This window comes from Chitinimonas violaceus (assembly GCF_052601015.1).
Genome location: NZ_JBQXDJ010000085.1, coordinates 1 through 13,210, shown reverse-complemented (window position 1 = coordinate 13,210; position 13,210 = coordinate 1). Strand labels below are relative to the sequence as shown.

General features: G+C 54.4%; 13 protein-coding genes and 2 pseudogenes. 7 read left to right on the top strand and 8 right to left on the bottom strand.

Annotated elements, in window-relative coordinates:
* The 3 genes and pseudogenes from ACUHMQ_RS18565 to ACUHMQ_RS18555 form a co-directional block, all read left to right on the top strand.
* A pseudogene (locus ACUHMQ_RS18565) lies at nt 1–209 on the top strand (hypothetical protein); the annotation flags it as partial.
* A 51-nt stretch (nt 210–260) separates the two neighbouring features.
* Nucleotides 261–620: pseudogene (locus ACUHMQ_RS18560) on the top strand (GAF domain-containing protein); the annotation flags it as partial.
* Between the two features lie 6 nt (nt 621–626).
* Nucleotides 627–1,127, top strand: coding sequence for a GGDEF domain-containing protein (locus tag ACUHMQ_RS18555; protein ID WP_445296948.1), 501 nt, complete (start codon nt 627–629; stop codon nt 1,125–1,127).
* Between the two features lie 259 nt (nt 1,128–1,386).
* Here the strand turns inward: ACUHMQ_RS18555 and ACUHMQ_RS18550 are convergent, their stop codons facing one another.
* A complete protein-coding gene (locus ACUHMQ_RS18550; RefSeq protein ID WP_445296947.1) occupies nt 1,387–2,163 on the bottom strand; it encodes a DUF2189 domain-containing protein in 777 nt (258 codons plus the stop codon).
* A gap of 76 nt (nt 2,164–2,239) precedes the next feature.
* Nucleotides 2,240–2,566 carry an FKBP-type peptidyl-prolyl cis-trans isomerase gene (locus tag ACUHMQ_RS18545; RefSeq protein ID WP_445296946.1) on the bottom strand — a complete coding sequence of 109 codons (327 nt, stop codon included), beginning with the start codon at nt 2,564–2,566 and terminating at the stop codon, nt 2,240–2,242.
* Between the two features lie 185 nt (nt 2,567–2,751).
* On the opposite strand from ACUHMQ_RS18545, the gene ACUHMQ_RS18540 reads away from it, so the two are divergent.
* From ACUHMQ_RS18540 to ACUHMQ_RS18530, 3 genes are all read left to right on the top strand, one after another.
* Entirely contained in the window at nt 2,752–4,179 is a 1,428-nt protein-coding gene (locus tag ACUHMQ_RS18540) for an alkaline phosphatase (protein WP_445296945.1), read from the top strand.
* Between the two features lie 16 nt (nt 4,180–4,195).
* Nucleotides 4,196–5,563, top strand: coding sequence for an alkaline phosphatase (locus ACUHMQ_RS18535; RefSeq protein ID WP_445296944.1), 1,368 nt, complete (start codon nt 4,196–4,198; stop codon nt 5,561–5,563).
* Between the two features lie 66 nt (nt 5,564–5,629).
* Nucleotides 5,630–6,301, top strand: coding sequence for a hypothetical protein (locus ACUHMQ_RS18530; RefSeq protein WP_445296943.1), 672 nt, complete (start codon nt 5,630–5,632; stop codon nt 6,299–6,301).
* 403 nt (nt 6,302–6,704) lie between these two features.
* Here the strand turns inward: ACUHMQ_RS18530 and trpE are convergent, their stop codons facing one another.
* The 4 genes from trpE to rpe form a co-directional block, all read right to left on the bottom strand.
* Nucleotides 6,705–8,168 carry an anthranilate synthase component I gene (gene trpE / locus ACUHMQ_RS18525; protein WP_445296942.1) on the bottom strand — a complete coding sequence of 488 codons (1,464 nt, stop codon included), beginning with the start codon at nt 8,166–8,168 and terminating at the stop codon, nt 6,705–6,707.
* Nucleotides 8,169–8,290: 122 nt separating this feature from the next.
* Nucleotides 8,291–8,962, bottom strand: a complete 672-nt coding sequence (locus ACUHMQ_RS18520) for a phosphoglycolate phosphatase (protein ID WP_445296941.1) — start codon at nt 8,960–8,962, stop codon at nt 8,291–8,293.
* A 201-nt stretch (nt 8,963–9,163) separates the two neighbouring features.
* Nucleotides 9,164–9,922 carry an SDR family NAD(P)-dependent oxidoreductase gene (locus tag ACUHMQ_RS18515; protein ID WP_445296940.1) on the bottom strand — a complete coding sequence of 253 codons (759 nt, stop codon included), beginning with the start codon at nt 9,920–9,922 and terminating at the stop codon, nt 9,164–9,166.
* A gap of 110 nt (nt 9,923–10,032) precedes the next feature.
* Nucleotides 10,033–10,716: a ribulose-phosphate 3-epimerase gene (gene rpe / locus ACUHMQ_RS18510; protein WP_445296939.1), complete on the bottom strand. Its 684-nt coding sequence runs from the start codon at nt 10,714–10,716 to the stop codon at nt 10,033–10,035.
* Between the two features lie 159 nt (nt 10,717–10,875).
* Here rpe and apaG point away from each other — a divergent pair, with 159 nt between their 5' ends.
* Nucleotides 10,876–11,259, top strand: coding sequence for a Co2+/Mg2+ efflux facilitator ApaG/CorD (gene apaG / locus ACUHMQ_RS18505; RefSeq protein WP_445296938.1), 384 nt, complete (start codon nt 10,876–10,878; stop codon nt 11,257–11,259).
* A 27-nt stretch (nt 11,260–11,286) separates the two neighbouring features.
* On the opposite strand, the gene ACUHMQ_RS18500 is transcribed toward apaG, so the two are convergent.
* Together ACUHMQ_RS18500 and ACUHMQ_RS18495 are read right to left on the bottom strand one after the other, a co-directional pair.
* The gene (locus ACUHMQ_RS18500) at nt 11,287–12,198 is read right to left on the bottom strand and encodes a polysaccharide deacetylase family protein (protein WP_445296937.1); all 912 of its coding nucleotides are present in this window, start codon (nt 12,196–12,198) and stop codon (nt 11,287–11,289) included.
* Nucleotides 12,199–12,377: 179 nt separating this feature from the next.
* On the bottom strand, nt 12,378–13,010 hold the full coding sequence (locus ACUHMQ_RS18495; protein ID WP_445296936.1) for a Smr/MutS family protein: 633 nt from the start codon (nt 13,008–13,010) through the stop codon (nt 12,378–12,380).
* Nucleotides 13,011–13,210 lie beyond the last annotated feature (200 nt).

Sequence of the window (13,210 nt, the reverse complement as noted above, 5' to 3'; positions counted from 1 at the left end):
TCTGCCTCCTTAAGCACGGTGATGATTTGGCTGTCCGAAAATCTCGATTTCTTCATTTTGTAGAACTCCCTCTATCCGAGAAAATTCTACTTCTGCACACCCCTATTTTCCGGGGGGATTACCGGGGCTATGCCGCCAAGGATTGGAAGACGGCCATGAACCAATTCGCTATTCTTTACGCGGATCGGTTTATTCGATCATCCGTGTGAATCTCAAACCCGCCTTGAACACGGAAATCCTGACACCCCCCGGAAAAGCGCTTCGACCGCCTGACTCGGATGGCAAAGCGCTTGTTTGATGTACCGATAGCGCTGGTCAGCCTGGTTGATGCGGATCGCCAATGGTTCAAATCGTGCTGCGGGCTTTTAGCCTCCGAAACCCCACGAAGCATTTCATTCTGTGGCCATGCCATCCTGGGCGACGAAGTCTTTATCATTCCTAACGCGCTGGAAGACCATCGATTTGCCGACAATCCTCTGGTCGTAAGCGATCCAAATATTCGCTTCTACGCGGGGTGTCCACTGCGCCTTGCTGACGACATAAAGGTGGGCACGCTTTGCGTTATCGATGATAAGGCACGCGGTTTCAACGCTGAAGACGAATCGCTGCTGCAAGACTTGGCCAATATGGTGATTGAGGAGCTGAATACGCTCAAGATATCTACCATTGATGAGCTGACGAACATATCCAACAGACGAGGCTTCTTACAACTCGGTAACACTGCCCTTAGATTCTGCACAGAACATGCGATTGCCACATGCCTAGTATTCATTGATCTGGACAAATTCAAGCCGATTAATGACACCTATGGTCATGCTGAAGGAGACCGTGTGTTGGTGGAATTTGCTGCGGCAATGAAGAATGCATTCCGCGGATCGGATCTTATTGGGAGACTGGGTGGGGATGAGTTTGTTGCGTTAGTGATAAGTACTGATCGCGAGAATGCAGAGCGGTTTATGCATAAGGTGGCTGATCGAATCCAAACGAATTGCCAAATGACGAATCGGCCCTACTCCGTCAGATTCTCTTATGGCATTGTCGAACTTGATCCAAAAAAACATGCCGGTCTGGATGAGATCCTTGCTGAAGGGGACGCCCTGATGTACGCGCAGAAAGCAGCGCGGTAACGATGCGCTACTGATTTGTCCTGAAGATAAATGGTCCCCTATTATCTTCGGAAGTGAAGGAAGCACTACGGGGCCAAGTACTGCACATGCTGTGCAGTAAGAACCTGTTCAATGTCTTCTGCGCGTCAGCGATACGGCGTTGAAAACATCCTCGAAATGCTCATTTACCACTTGTAAACTTCGCTTCCTCGGCTGTTTTCGCCTTGTCTCGCTCTAGCTCACGAGACTTTGAACAGGTCCTAAGATCGTAAACAGGTTCCTATTCGATCAGCGCACGGTATGCATGCCAAGTAGCATGCCCAACCAGTGGCACGGTAACCGCCACACCAACTCCCCACAGTGCAAAACCAAGCAGAACGAGCGCCACGATAATCGCTCCCCAGGTCGCCATGCATATCGGGTTGACCAGGCAGACCTTTACACTGGCAAACATGGCGGTCAGTGTATCTCGATCGCGATCGAGCATGATGGGAATAGACACCACGGAAAGTGCGAAGGTCAGCAATGCAAAGAAAGCACCGGAGCCGAGCCAGACGATCATGAAGGTCAGGTTATCCGGCTGGGTGAGGAAGGCTGGTGACAGTATCAGGCTGAGGTCGGGTACATTCTCAGTGAAGAAAAGCGCGAACACCACGACGGAAACCCGCATCCAGCCTGCGACAATCAAGGCCAGGATGATCGCGAAGAGGCTGATGCCAGCGAAGTTGATCCGTAGTGCTGTCAGCGTTGGCAGGAGCCGGACCTTGGCGACGGTCTCGTGCCGACGGCTGATTTCATAGAGACCCAGGCAGATGAATGGCCCTGCCAGTAGAAAACCCGTTACAAGGGTCATGGTGTGCTCGGGCGCATAGCCGAATAAGCTACGGATGGCCCACCCCATCGCAGCGTAGGCTGTGCCGTAGAACAGGAGCCCTGTCGGTGTTGCGCGGATGTCGCCTACCGCCAGCTTGAGCCAACGGAAGGGGGTGTACCACGGCAGGTCACGTACCTTGGGGTTGAGTGGGGGAGGTATGTTTTCGTCGACGACTTCCGCCATAAGGTGTCTCCTTGTTATTTTGGGCGGGGGGCGAAATCCGAAAGCATGGCAGCGCGTTGGCCGCCACGGTGCAGCGTTACTGTAGGTCGAGCAGCTCAACCTCGAATACCAAGGTGGCGTTTGGTGGAATCACGCCGCCGGCGCCGCGTGCGCCATAGCCCAGTTCAGCAGGGATGGTCAGCTTGCGTACGCCACCCACTTTCATGCCTTGTACGCCCTGGTCCCATCCCTTGATGACATGGCCCGCACCAAGTGGAAAGCTGAAGGGCATGCCGCGGTCCTTGCTGGAATCGAATTTCTTACCATCAAGCAGCCACCCGGTGTAGTGCACGGTGGCTTCCTGGCCCGCTTTTGCCTCTGCGCCGGTACCGGTGTTGATGTCTTCGATGATGAGTTGCGTCATGCTCATTTGTCCTGATGTGATAAATAACCCACACAATTTACCCAATGTTGCGTTTAAGCGATAGCGTTGTCGTTATTGGGCGATCACCTTTTTGAGACTTATCTGTCATCTTGGCGTCTTGAGTTTGCAATCTTGCCTCGTCATGATCGCCGCTATTCAATTGATCGCCACGACGGAAGACCACGATGAAACTCAACCTTGCCTTTGTGCTTTTGAACAGCGCAATTGCACTCGCCCTTGCTGGTTGTAATTCGAATAATGTGTCTGCAGAACCCGCCAAACCTGCGCAGCAGAACGTCATCTTTTTCCTCGGTGATGGCATGGGGCTGAACACCATGACTGCCGCGCGCATCTATGCCGTGGGTGAGGATGGTGACCTGACGATGGATACGCTACCGGAGACGGGTTTCATCAAGACGTTTTCGAAAGACGCGCAAGTAACGGATTCCGCACCATCGATGTCGGCCTATATGACCGGTATAAAGATGAACAACGAAGTCATCTCCATGTCGGCTGAGACGAATGCCATCAGCCCAAAGGCGGACTTTACCGGCAACTGTGGCGCTGGTAATGGCGCGCCAGCCACGACCTTGCTTGAGCTTGCCAAGGCGGCTGGCCGAGGTACCGGGGTGGTCACCACCACGCGTGTGACGCATGCCACACCTGCTGCAACGTATGCCCATGCTTGCCACCGTGATGCCGAAAGCGACATCGCCGCTCAGTTCGTACCGGGTGGAGCAGGCTTCAATACTAAGTTGGCCGATGGGGTCGATGTGTTATTGGGAGGCGGACGCCAATTCTTTCTGCCTGCGGGTGCAAATGGCAAGCGTGCCGATGGGCGCGATCTGACTGCGGAATTGAAGGCCAAAGGGTATAGCTATGTGGCCAGCAAGGCTGATTTTGACGCGGTCGATGTAGGCAAGACTGGCAAGCTGATAGGGCTCTTCAGCAGCAGCCACATGAGTTACGACCTGGAGCGTGATCCTGCCAAGGAACCCAGCCTGGCTGAGATGACATTGAAGGCGCTGCAAATGGTACGCAAGAACCCAAACGGCTATTTCCTGATGGTTGAAGGCGGCCGCATCGACCATGCCTTGCACGAAACAACAGCCCGCAAGGCACTGCAGGACACGGTTGCTTTCGACACCGCCATCAAGGCGGCGATCGACGAAGTGAAGAAAACCGACCCGGAACTGAAAAACACGCTGATCGTCGTGACCGCGGACCATGACCACACGCTGGTGCTGAATGGCTACGCAAAGCGGACTGGCAAGACCACAGCCACGAATCCGGGCGTATTGGGTCTGTTGCGCAACTATACCGACGGCAGTATCGCCAAGGATCTGGACGGCAAGCCGTACACCATTATCGGCTTTGGTAATGGCGAGAATCGCCCGGCAGGCAAGCGTAGCAACCATGCCGATCTGACCGACGAGGTCGTCTTTGCCAGCAATTATCACCAGGAAGCTGTTGTCCGGATGGGGGCGGGGGGCGAAACCCATGGTGGTACCGATGTATTCATCGGCGCAGTTGGGCTGGGGTCGAGTCAGTTTACCGGCACGCTGGATAACACCCAGGTGTTTAGCCTAGTCAAAACCGCTGTTGGCCTGTGACCAAAAAGGATTTCGCATGTTGAAACAGACACTGATTGCAGTTGCCCTGCTGGCGTTTACAGTACCCGCCATCGCAGCTGGTGAAGCCAAGAACGTTATCTTCTTCCTGGGTGATGGTATGGGGCCGACTACCATTACCGCAGCACGTATCTACAAGTATGGTGAAGCAGGCAGTCTTACCATGGATACGCTCAATCGCACCGCGCGTATCAAGACCTTCTCGAAAGACGGCCAGACGACCGACTCGGCGCCGTCCATGGGCGCGTATATGACCGGTGTGAAGATGGACAACGAAGTTATCTCGATGTCGGCCGATACCAAGGCGATCGAGCCTAATGGCAAGACCTATACCGGCAATTGCGGTGTGGCCAATGGTGCACCGGCTGACACGCTGCTGGAACTCGCCAGGGCGAAAGGAAAGGCCATTGGCGCGGTGACGACAACCAGCGTAACCCACGCCACGCCGGCATCGACTTACGCGCATGCGTGTCATCGCGATGCAGAGGCTGATATTGCTGTGCAGGCAGTACCGGGTGGTGCTGGGTTTAACACCAAGTTGGGCAGCGGATTGGATGTATTGCTTGGTGGTGGCCGCCGTTTCTGGCAACCGACGACCATGTCGGGCGGTAAGCGGGCGGATGGCCGAGATCTGACGGCTGAGATGGTCGCCAGCGGTTACACCTATGTCAGTACCGGCACCGCATTCAAAGCATTGGATACCAAGACCACCAACAAGCTGCTGGGCTTATTCACCACCAGCCATATGGATTACGAACTGGACCGGGTACAGAAGTCCTTGGACCAACCCAGCTTGAGTGAGATGACGGTAAAGGCGATCGAAGTCCTATCGAAGAACCCGAACGGATATGTGTTGATGGTGGAAGGCGGCCGTATTGACCATGCGCTGCACGGTACTAACGCCAAGCGTGTGATGGAGGACACGATAGCTTTTGACAATGCCATCAAGACCGCAATGGCCAAGGTGGACCTGAGCAACACGCTGATTGTGGTGACAGCCGACCATGACCACACGATGACCATCAACGGCTATGCCAAAATCGGCAACCCCATCCTGGATATCGCACGTAGCTACAAGGATGGCCAGCCCGCGTTGGATGCCGATGGCAATACCTATACCACGCTGGTTTTTGGCAATGGACCGAATCGCCCCGATGTCCGCACCTCGATCGCATCGGGTAACGCGAATGCCAGCCAAGCCCTGCACGATGACTATATGCAGGAAACCGGCGTGCGGCTGTCGGGTGAAACCCATGGCGGTGGTGACGTGAAGCTGTTTGCTGCCGGTGCTGGCAAAGCTCCGTTCAAAGGGACGTTGGATAACACCAAAGTGTTTGGTCTGGTTAGGGCCGCTGCGGGTTTGTAACGGTTGGATGGATAGTGGTCATGGTGGTTGGGTGGCAGTCACCATGACCTTGTGGAGAAATGCTGGATGTATTTGATAATGAAAACCGTGGTTACCGTTTTGTTAGTGGCGGCATTACCCACTCTGGCTGCCACGGATATAGCAGGCACGCTTAACTACGAATCCCGCATGGTAAGCAGCGATGGTATTACCAAGCAGAGCCATTTTCGAGAGCGCTTTGTCCGCAGTGCCGACCATATTTGGACCGAGCGCATTATGCCAGCCAATGCACAAGCCCATCAGCACGGTGAAGACGACAAGCACAGTCATTCCCTCGCTACCGCAGGCAAGCTCATTACACGCGATACCAAAGGGGGAGTTGCGCTGAGCTTTGTGCGGACTACGGAAAAAATCATTTATCTGACTCAACCACGTGAATACAGCACGGTGGGATTCGATGGCTCCTGGGAGGGTAACTGGTCATTGGTGAATCCGGCGCAGTTCAAGCAGATGCAGCGGAGCAAACGAGCAGCCCAAGTCGGCACCGTGTGGTATGAGGGTCGTAGCAAGGGAGTGTTCGAAAAAGTGCTGTGGGACGAAAAAAATGAAATCGCCCTGGTTATTGAAACCGGTACTAGCAACGGCAGCCGGTACAGCAAAACTACCTTCACCCCCGGTAATTTCCCAGAAAGAGCAGCATTGCCGTGGAATAACTTGGCGGGATATCTTAAGCGGGATTATGAGGATCTACTTGATTAGTGGCCTCTTGCTGAATCTTTGTTCTGTGCCAATGTACCTATACCAGCTTGAGGCCACTGCCACCTTGGTTCTGCTCCCAGTGATAGGCAGGCTCTAAGGTGTTTGCACGCCATATTGCTGCGCGCAGCTGACTATTAGACAGGCACTTAGAACCTGTTACGATCTTGCTGCGTAGCCGTGATCGGGGCTTATGTGCTGCTCGAAAACCCTCGCAAGGGGGACGCCGAACTGCTACCGTACTTCGTACCAAGAAGTTTGCAGCCTCATGTACACCTAAGTACATTCCGGTTTCTGCACTGCTCTGCACCCCGCTGACGGTTGCTCGTGACAGATCGTAAAAAGGTCCTTATAGACGGAGTAGGGTTGTGCGAAAAGGGGCTTGTTCGTACAAGCCCCTTTCTATTCAGGCGTCTAATCCCTTTTGGGCCATTTCAGCGGCACGAAGTACCGCGCGGGCTTTATTCTGAGTCTCTTGCCATTCTGCGCTGGGGACTGAATCGGCCACGATGCCAGCACCAGCCTGTACGTAGAGCGTTTTATCCTTGATTACGGCAGTACGCAGTGCAATGGCAACATCCATATCACCGTTGAAGCCGAGGTACCCTACCGCACCGGAATAGATACCGCGTTTGGTCGGCTCCATCTCATCGATGATCTGCATTGCACGTACCTTGGGTGCACCGGACACCGTACCGGCAGGGAAGGTGGCGCGCAGAATATCGAGGTTGCTCATCCCGGGCTTGAGCGCAGCTTCCACGCTGGAAACGATGTGCATCACGTGCGAGTAACGTTCGATAACGCGGTCGTCGGTGACTTTGACCGAGCCTGTCTTGGCGACGCGGCCAATGTCGTTGCGGCCCAGATCCATCAACATCACATGTTCGGCCACTTCCTTCGGATCGGCCAGCAGTTCTTCTTCGAGCGCCAGATCTTCTTCACGGGTCTTGCCACGTGGACGTGTACCGGCAATAGGCCGCACGGTGACTGTACCGCCTTCGTGGCGAACCAGGATCTCCGGCGAGGCGCCAACGATATGTGTATCGCCCAGATGGTAATAGAACATATAGGGCGATGGATTGAGCGATCGCAGGGCACGGTACAGGGTCAGCGGTGACTGCTCGAAGCGCATGCTCATACGCTGGCTCAACACCACCTGCATGATGTCGCCGTCGACGATGTATTCCTTGGCCTTTTCCACTGCTGCTTTGAAGTTGGCTTCGCCGTATTCGGATTTGGCAGTGGTGGTTGGGGTGGGGTCAGTACGTATAGCACGCACAGGTTCACGCAGCTGCAGGCGTAAGTCGTGCAGGCGGGTATGCGCACGGGTAAAGGCGTGAGGCTGGCTGGGATCGGCGTAGACCACGAGGTAAAGCTTGCCGCTGAGGTTGTCGAGGATGGCGATCTCTTCGCTCAACAACAGCTGAATGTCTGGCGCGCCAATCGGATCGGGCTTATTACATGGTCCCAGCTTCTTTTCTATCAGCCGGATCGTATCGTAACCAAAGTAGCCGACAAGACCACCGGCAAAGCGCGGCAGGTTGAGCCGTGGGGGCACCTTGAACCGGCTTTCGAAGGATGCGATGAAGGCGAGTGGATCGCCTTCATGGGTCTCGACTACTTCACCATTGGTGGTGACCTCGGTGCGCTGACCGCGTACCGTCAATACAGTACGGGCGGGTAAGCCGATAAAGCTGTAGCGGCCGAAACGCTCGCCCCCAACGACTGATTCCAGCAGATAGGAGTACGGTGCGTCTGCAAGGCGCAGATAAACTGAGAGGGGGGTATAGAGGTCGGCCAGGCCTTCCTGGACGACGGGGATACGGTTGTAACCTTGACGCGCAAGTGCGTCGAATTCGAGTTCGGTCATGGCGAGCTTTCCTGGCAAAGGGGTTGAATGAAAAACCGGGAGGACGCGATTAGCGCCATCGCCAAGTCAGCCCGCTGTGCTGGATAAAAATCATCATGGTATTTTTTAAGTATGTAACTGAACTACGAAAGGGAGAACGCATTCTTCACGAATTCAACTGCCTCGACAAGGCTGCTGATGTGGCCTTGGCAAGTTAGACCCGTCACATCCTCGTAGCCATAAGTGAGCAACAAACAGGGTGAGCCAGCATTTACGGCAGCATCACGATCAAAGTGAGAATCGCCGATCATCAGCAGCTCTGCGGGTTTACAACTGAACTGTCGGCAGACATGCAACAGCGGCAAGGGATGTGGTTTCTTTTCAGCGAGGCTGTCGCCACCCAGGATCACCCCAAAATAAGACGCCAAGCCGGTTTGCTCGAGTAAGGGCACAGAGAACCGATGAGGCTTATTGGTGACGACGGCGAGCGAAAGCTCCATCTGCCTGAATGCTTGCAAACCATCGATTACGCCTGGATAGGGGTGGGTGTTGATTGCCAATAGCTGATCGTAATGACGGCAAAACGAGGTGATTCCGGCTTCGTGCAATTCAGGATATGCCTTGCCATCCCTATCGTCCGTGAGTGCACGATGCACCAATTGGGCCATGCCGCCCCCGACAAAGCTTTCCAGCCTTTCTTGCGGTAGTGGAGGCAATGCAAAATCCTGTCGCATGGCGTTCGCCGCTGCGGCAAGGTCGGTAATGGTATCGAGCAAGGTGCCGTCGAGGTCGAAGGCGATGGCTTTGATGGGCATATCGGACGCAAAAGACTTGATTAGAGGCAAAGAGTTGGAATTAGTTCATTATGGGGCGAGGGCTAGTACTTGAATGGGGTTGCGCAGCAGGTCATGAACATGCCATAGAACCGAGCCCCGATCTGTCGCGAGCAGCCGTCAGCTGGGTGAAGTTCAGCGCAGAGGCTGGCATGCAGATGCACAGCAGATCTGAACGGATTTCTAGCGGTAGTCTCGGATATTCAGGATACTGCCAAAACCTACATGCTCACTGTGCAACAGCGTAATAACCTCCTGCCCGCAGGAGTCTGGCGCTATCAATTCCCCCTCTGTCTTGTAACGGCGAAATTGTTCGACCATAGGAAAATCTGCTTCGCTGGCAAGGCGGATACTTGCCTGCATACCGGTATCGATGATGCCGGGTGCTACCGATGCAATACGGATGCCATTTGGATGCTGTGCTTGCTCTAAGCCGGTACAGCGGCTGTACATGTCCAGCCCTGCTTTGCTGGTACAGTAGGCACTCCAGCTGGGGTATGGGTTGCGACCGGCGCCAGAACTGATGTTAAGGATGCGGCGGTCCGAAGTCCGTGATTGGAAGTGGCGAATAAAGGCATTGCTCAGCTGTAAGGCAGCGCTGAGGTTGACAGTGAGGCAGTGGAGCAATGTTGTATCTGCGTACTGACCAGCGGGGGCAATCGGTTCGACCACCCCAGCATTATTGATGAGATATACCCCTTCCCAATCGAGGCTGGCCAAGGAGCCGAAAACTTCCTCGGCTGTTTCTGTGACATGGTCACTGTCCGCCAGATCAATCGGTACAAAACGGTAGCCGGGCAGGTTGCTGCCCAGGTTGTCGAGTTCTGTGGTTTTTTGCCGACCCAATGCAACCAGGTGGGCGCCTTTGGCAGCAATGGCGCGGGCAAGACCCAGTCCTAGACCACGACCTGCGCCGGTGACGATATAGCAATGGTTTGCCATGTATTGGGTTCTCTAAATTGAAATTCCCAGTGTTTCAGCATCCCCTTTGCAGGGATTTTGAGCAGAACATAAGCCCTGATCACAGCTGCGCAGTAAGATCGTGAACGGGTTTATACCTTTGCTAACTCGGCGCGCATCGCATCGATAGTGGCCTTGTAATCCGGCGTGTTGTAGATGGCGGAGCCGGCAACAAAGGTATCTGCACCTGCCCGGGCGATCTCGGCGATATTGTCCACCTTTACCCCACCATCGATTTCCAGCCAGATTTCTTTGCCGGTTTTAGCGGTATAGGCATCGATCCGACGACGCGCTTCACGCAGTTTATCCAAGGTTGCCGGGATGAATTTTTGACCGCCAAAGCCAGGGTTCACCGACATCAACAGAACCATGTCCACCTTGTCCATCACATAGTCCAGGTACGACAGTGGCGTAGCCGGGTTGAATACAAGACCTGCTTTGCACCCCTGTTCCTTGATTAAGCCCAAGCTGCGGTCGACATGTTCGCTGGCTTCTGGGTGAAAGGTGATGATGTTGGCGCCCGCCTTGGCAAACATAGGAATGATGGTATCGACGGGCTTAACCATGAGATGGACATCAATCAGCGCATCGGTACAGGGGCGGATCGCCTCGCAGACCAGGGGGCCAATCGTAAGATTGGGTACATAGTGGTTGTCCATCACATCGAAGTGGATGATGTCGGCGCCCGCGGCGACAACGGCTTGCACTTCGTCGCCCAGTTTGGCGAAGTTGGCGGACAGAATAGAGGGGGCGATGCGAAAGCCTGGGTGAGCCATGATGAGTTTGCCGGGGAAGAGAATGGCGTGATTTTAGCGGATTGCGTCCCCAGGCTTACCTACTGCTGCGAAATTCGTCTGCGTATGCCAGCTTTGCTTGTTACATCGGACAAATTCGCGTGTAATCGTAGCCTCTTACAATTACTTTGCTCGGCGCTCATGGGTGAATCTCGCAAGTACGACATTACTGTTACTGTCCGTACGCAATACCTGCCTGAACAGTCTGATGAGACTGCGGCGCGTTTCGTATTTGCCTATCACGTTACGATTGTGAATACAGGTACTGAAACGGCGCAGTTATTGACACGGCATTGGTTGATTACTGAAGCGGATGGCAAGGTGCAGGAAGTACGCGGGCAAGGTGTGGTGGGTGAGCAGCCCACCTTGCGGCCTGATCAGGCTTTTGAATACACCAGCGGTGTGGCGCTCGGGTCACAAGTAGGCACGATGCGAGGTAGTTATCACTTTGTGGCGGAAAACGGCCATGCGTTCGATGCTGAGATAGCGCAGTTTGTGTTGTCTGTCCCGCGAATCTTGCATTAAGAGCCCATAACGACTGGGCTACCAATCTTAGCTGGGGAAAGCTGGTCCCTGGATGGTTAACAATCCTTCGTAAGCTGGCCACTCCCTTTGCTGTGTGTTATGCCAGGGCAATACATGGTTATGAGTATGCTGGTGAAGATGTTGCAGTGACACCAGTTCGTAGCCTTGTTCCTGCCATCCGGTAAGGATCTGTTGTAACAGGGGGAGGCGTTTGCCACCATCCGCGCTGAGGCTAAGCGTAAATACGTGCCCAATGGCAGGGGCGTCTGCGGTGAGGTGGAGCAGATAGTCTGCAGCACCTTGCTCATCGCGCCCGGCCAGGCCGATAAGTTCAGACAGTGTCGGTAAGCTGGTGGGAAGCTGTGGCAGACTGATGGGTTCACCATCGGTCACAGCCAGATGAGGTTGGCTGCCACGGCTGGCGCTGACATAAACGAATCCCAAGCGCTGAGCCAAGCGCATTGCAACCTTGCTACCACGCCACCCCGGTAATGCCAAACCTGATGGTCGTTCACCAAACAAACTTTCCATGGCATCGCAGCCGGCCTGCAATTCTGTCCTAACCCAGGCTTCATCGGCATCTGCAATGCCTTGAATCCACTTCACCCGGTCCCATGCCAAAAGGCCAGTCTCAAATCCCGCTGCCTTGATGGCTTGCAACTGGCTGGCTGCACTGCTGATTAGCTTTGGTGCGGGTAGCAGGTAACCATACAGCCGCGCCAAACCATGTGGGCCCGAGAGTTTGAAGTTGTTGTGGATCTGCTGCTTGTTTTCACCTACTCGGAACAGCTTCCCGCGGGCTTTACCAGCTTGGTCCGGACCGATATTGATAAAGAAACTGGCATTGGCGCGGATGCGTGTGAGGGTATCCAGGAACTGGGGCAGGGTATCCCGGGCCGCGGTAAGACTATCCACCTCAACCCGTAAAGCGAGCAACATGGTTTTCTCCCTGTGAGGCTTCATTTTTGTTTGGGGTGCTATTGTCCGCGCTCTGTTCATGGCTCACAAGCCGTAGGGGCCGGTAGGCACAAAAGTATTTGATGTGTTTGGAACAGAAAATGCGCTTTGTAATTGCTTCTGCCTAACTGGTCAGTTTGTTGTGTACGCAGTGAATGGTTTCAATCTCGATGTCGGCCGTGTAGCAGAACCAAGACAGCACCGGCACCCCCGTCATAGATAGGGGCTTCACAAAAAGCCAAAACTTCCTCTCTTTGGATAAGCCAGTTACGTAGCTTGTTTTTCAGTACCGGTTCGCGGTCCTTTGAGCTCAAACCCTTGCCATGAATGATACGAACACAGCGTTTACCTTGCTTTACACAGTGGTGCAGAAAGCGGCCGACGGCAGTGCGCGCCTCGTCGCTGGTCATGTAATGCAGATCAAGCTGTTTTTGTATGGGCCAATGGCCTTTACGCAGTTTCTTTAGCGTATCCAGTTTTTGTCCGGGGCGAAGGTGAGCCAGGGCTTCACTGCTATTTGCTTGGTCCCATGGCCAAAAGTCGCTCATCGCATCGTGAATGACTGGATTTTCATCCTTGGGGTGCTGTAATGGCCATGGTGGAATGTTGGATTTGGGATGTGGGTAAGGTAATGGATGGCGCAGAGGTTCGACACCGATTAATGCTGTGCGCAGCAGGCTCGTATCGTCTTCTGGTAGGTGTGAGACAGGAGGATGGCTGGGCGCAGGCGGTTGGCGTAACTTACGCGCAAGTGGTTGAAGCTGATCAGCCAGTTGGGTTTTGCGGCGAGACATAAGCTGATGCCAGTGTGCTTGGGAGCGATGGTTTCTAATTTAATGGAATGTGCGTAGCGTGTTGCCAAGAGGGCAATCGGCATAGGGGCGGCCAGATTACTTGGCCGACCCCTGCCACACCACCCGGCATGCGGGTCCGCACCGGGCGGTTCGAGAAGTTGAGGTTAGGCGAGTCTTGGAACTCCCAGGCGGTCGAAATA

Bases quoted from the DNA above. Each gene is read 5' to 3' on its own strand.
- trpE (WP_445296942.1), bottom strand. From the start codon at position 8,168: ATGACCGAACTCGAATTCGACGCACTTGCGCGTCAAGGTTACAACCGT.
- ACUHMQ_RS18540 (WP_445296945.1), top strand. From the start codon at position 2,752: ATGAAACTCAACCTTGCCTTTGTGCTTTTGAACAGCGCAATTGCACTC.
- ACUHMQ_RS18500 (WP_445296937.1), bottom strand. From the start codon at position 12,198: ATGTTGCTCGCTTTACGGGTTGAGGTGGATAGTCTTACCGCGGCCCGG.
- ACUHMQ_RS18555 (WP_445296948.1), top strand. From the start codon at position 627: ATGGTGATTGAGGAGCTGAATACGCTCAAGATATCTACCATTGATGAG.
- ACUHMQ_RS18515 (WP_445296940.1), bottom strand. From the start codon at position 9,922: ATGGCAAACCATTGCTATATCGTCACCGGCGCAGGTCGTGGTCTAGGA.
- ACUHMQ_RS18495 (WP_445296936.1), bottom strand. From the start codon at position 13,010: ATGTCTCGCCGCAAAACCCAACTGGCTGATCAGCTTCAACCACTTGCG.
- ACUHMQ_RS18530 (WP_445296943.1), top strand. From the start codon at position 5,630: ATGTATTTGATAATGAAAACCGTGGTTACCGTTTTGTTAGTGGCGGCA.
- ACUHMQ_RS18535 (WP_445296944.1), top strand. From the start codon at position 4,196: ATGTTGAAACAGACACTGATTGCAGTTGCCCTGCTGGCGTTTACAGTA.
- ACUHMQ_RS18550 (WP_445296947.1), bottom strand. From the start codon at position 2,163: ATGGCGGAAGTCGTCGACGAAAACATACCTCCCCCACTCAACCCCAAG.
- ACUHMQ_RS18520 (WP_445296941.1), bottom strand. From the start codon at position 8,962: ATGCCCATCAAAGCCATCGCCTTCGACCTCGACGGCACCTTGCTCGAT.
- apaG (WP_445296938.1), top strand. From the start codon at position 10,876: ATGGGTGAATCTCGCAAGTACGACATTACTGTTACTGTCCGTACGCAA.
- ACUHMQ_RS18545 (WP_445296946.1), bottom strand. From the start codon at position 2,566: ATGACGCAACTCATCATCGAAGACATCAACACCGGTACCGGCGCAGAG.
- rpe (WP_445296939.1), bottom strand. From the start codon at position 10,716: ATGGCTCACCCAGGCTTTCGCATCGCCCCCTCTATTCTGTCCGCCAAC.